A 2,327-nucleotide genomic window follows, 5' to 3' on the forward strand; every position below is an offset into this window, starting at 1 on the left:
TAACCCAGACTCATATCTATGTTTTTAAATAGTCTCTATGCTCTCGTCGAGTCACAGATTCTGTATAAAACAGAAAGAAGTAATCAGTCACAATCACTTGTTTCTATTTAATACCTATTTATTTATTGGCATCTAAAGCTTACTTAACCGTCTTAGTAGTGGTGGAGCCAAACGGAGTCGAACCGTTGACCTCCTGCGTGCAAGGCAGGCGCTCTACCAACTGAGCTATGGCCCCATTGTAAAATGGTGGGTCTAGGTGGACTTGAACCACCGACCCCCGCGTTATCAACACGGTGCTCTAACCAGCTGAGCTACAGACCCTAATACGTTTGTTAAAAACGTAAGCTTAAACTAAAGAACAACTTGTTGTGAATTCTTGCTGACCGAATGCGTCTATAAGGAGGTGATCCAGCCGCAGGTTCCCCTACGGCTACCTTGTTACGACTTCACCCCAGTCATCAACCACACCGTGGTGAACGCCTCCCCGAAGGTTAAGCTATCCACTTCTGGTGCAATCAACTCCCATGGTGTGACGGGCGGTGTGTACAAGGCCCGGGAACGTATTCACCGCGGCATTCTGATCCGCGATTACTAGCGATTCCTACTTCATGGAGTCGAGTTGCAGACTCCAATCTGGACTACGATAGGCTTTTTGAGATTCGCATCACATCGCTGTGTAGCTGCCCTCTGTACCTACCATTGTAGCACGTGTGTAGCCCTGGTCGTAAGGGCCATGATGACTTGACGTCGTCCCCGCCTTCCTCCAGTTTGTCACTGGCAGTATCCTTAGAGTTCCCGGCTTAACCCGCTGGTAACTAAGGACAAGGGTTGCGCTCGTTGCGGGACTTAACCCAACATCTCACGACACGAGCTGACGACAGCCATGCAGCACCTGTATTCTAATTCCCGAAGGCACTCCCGCATCTCTGCAGGATTCTAGATATGTCAAGACCAGGTAAGGTTCTTCGCGTTGCATCGAATTAAACCACATGCTCCACCGCTTGTGCGGGCCCCCGTCAATTCATTTGAGTTTTAACCTTGCGGCCGTACTCCCCAGGCGGTCTACTTATTGCGTTAGCTGCGTCACTAAGTCCTCAAGGGACCCAACGACTAGTAGACATCGTTTACGGCGTGGACTACCAGGGTATCTAATCCTGTTTGCTACCCACGCTTTCGAGCCTCAGTGTCAGTATGATGCCAGGAAGCTGCCTTCGCCATCGGTATTCCTTCAGATCTCTACGCATTTCACCGCTACACCTGAAATTCTACTTCCCTCTCACCTACTCTAGCCTAACAGTTTCAGATGCAGTTCCCAGGTTAAGCCCGGGGATTTCACATCTGACTTATCAAGCCACCTACGCTCGCTTTACGCCCAGTAATTCCGATTAACGCTTGCACCCTCTGTATTACCGCGGCTGCTGGCACAGAGTTAGCCGGTGCTTATTCTGCAGCTAATGTCATCGTCTCCGGGTATTAACCGAAGAGTCTTCTTCACTGCTTAAAGTGCTTTACAACCAAAAGGCCTTCTTCACACACGCGGCATGGCTGGATCAGGGTTTCCCCCATTGTCCAATATTCCCCACTGCTGCCTCCCGTAGGAGTCCGGGCCGTGTCTCAGTCCCGGTGTGGCTGATCATCCTCTCAGACCAGCTACAGATCGTCGCCATGGTAGGCCTTTACCCCACCATCTAGCTAATCCGACTTAGGCTCATCTAATAGCGAGAGCAGTAAACTGCCCCCTTTCTCCCGTAGGTCGTATGCGGTATTAATACGAGTTTCCCCGTGCTATCCCCCACTACTAGGTAGATTCCTAAGTATTACTCACCCGTCCGCCGCTCGACGCCTGGTAGCAAGCTACCATCGTTTCCGCTCGACTTGCATGTGTTAAGCCTGCCGCCAGCGTTCAATCTGAGCCATGATCAAACTCTTCAGTTTAATCTTGCTATGAAGCTCTTTAAAGAAGCTTCTAAACTTGGCTCATTTAATCTGGCAAAATCGCTAAAAATTATGTTCGTAATGAATTAACTTTGAGTTTTTCTGCTGTCTTAAATGATAATTTTTATAGTTAATAATCTTTCCGAAAAGAAAAGATAGTCAACTTTATTTTTTAGCATTCTGAATCAGCAAAAATCCACACAAGTTGTTCTTTAGTTATGCTTTTAAATAATGTCTGACACTGTCGTCCAGTGCTAGTATTTCAAACTAAATAAGTCAGCCAATGTGGCTTATCCTATTTAGCGAGCTGACCATCATATCATGTTTTAATAGTCTGTCAACTTCTTTTTTTAATTTGTTTCAACAAGTTAACTGGGTTATTAATGTGTAAT

The 2,327-nt window shown here is 47.1% G+C and carries 2 tRNA genes and 1 rRNA gene; all 3 read right to left on the bottom strand.

What is annotated here, in order from left to right:
- Positions 1-159: 159 nt before the first annotated feature.
- The 3 genes from QO187_RS13590 to QO187_RS13600 all read right to left on the bottom strand — a co-directional run bounded on the left by QO187_RS13590 (position 160) and on the right by QO187_RS13600 (position 1,935).
- Positions 160-235: transfer RNA gene (locus QO187_RS13590), tRNA-Ala, on the bottom strand.
- A gap of 9 nt (positions 236-244) precedes the next feature.
- Positions 245-321: transfer RNA gene (locus QO187_RS13595), tRNA-Ile, on the bottom strand.
- 75 nt (positions 322-396) lie between these two features.
- Positions 397-1,935 (bottom strand): 16S ribosomal RNA (locus QO187_RS13600).
- Between the last annotated feature and the right edge of the window lie 392 nt (positions 1,936-2,327).

The organism is Psychrobacter sp. Arc9 (genome assembly GCF_041431295.1).
Taxonomy (GTDB): Bacteria; Pseudomonadota; Gammaproteobacteria; order Pseudomonadales; family Moraxellaceae; genus Psychrobacter.